Annotated in this window: 1 protein-coding gene; it reads left to right on the plus strand. The window is 64.6% G+C overall.

Going from position 1 to position 339, the window contains the following annotated elements:
* Nucleotides 1-32 precede the first annotated feature (32 nt).
* Nucleotides 33-339 (plus strand): hypothetical protein (locus tag ADK54_RS47550; RefSeq protein WP_234392110.1); only part of this gene is annotated, 307 nt, incomplete at its 3' end.

The raw sequence follows: 339 nt of genomic DNA on the forward strand, positions 1-339 counted from the left end.
CCATCGTGGCTCCTCTGCATGGCTTATGCCAGGTGGAATACCTGGACGGTTCGGGCTGGCATCAGACCACACTCGTCTCCGGAGACACCTCTCGCCTCGTCGGCAAGAGCGCGGTACGGCTTCGGCGGCCACCGTCAGTGAAGCAGCGCGTCGAGGTTGCCTTTATCGCACTGCCTACACAGCACTTTCGGTACTACGCGGACGAACATCCGGAGGTCGCCGTACGTGACCTTTCCGCCCTGGAGACTCCGCGGGTTTTCGACCCCGTAGCCGCGGCCATGGCCCCCGGTTTACTGCGTGCCCACGACGCGGGGGTGGGCGAGCACTACGCGTTCAGAG

Origin of the sequence: Streptomyces sp. WM6378 (assembly GCF_001279695.1) — a bacterium.
GTDB lineage: Bacteria > Actinomycetota > Actinomycetes > Streptomycetales > Streptomycetaceae > Streptomyces.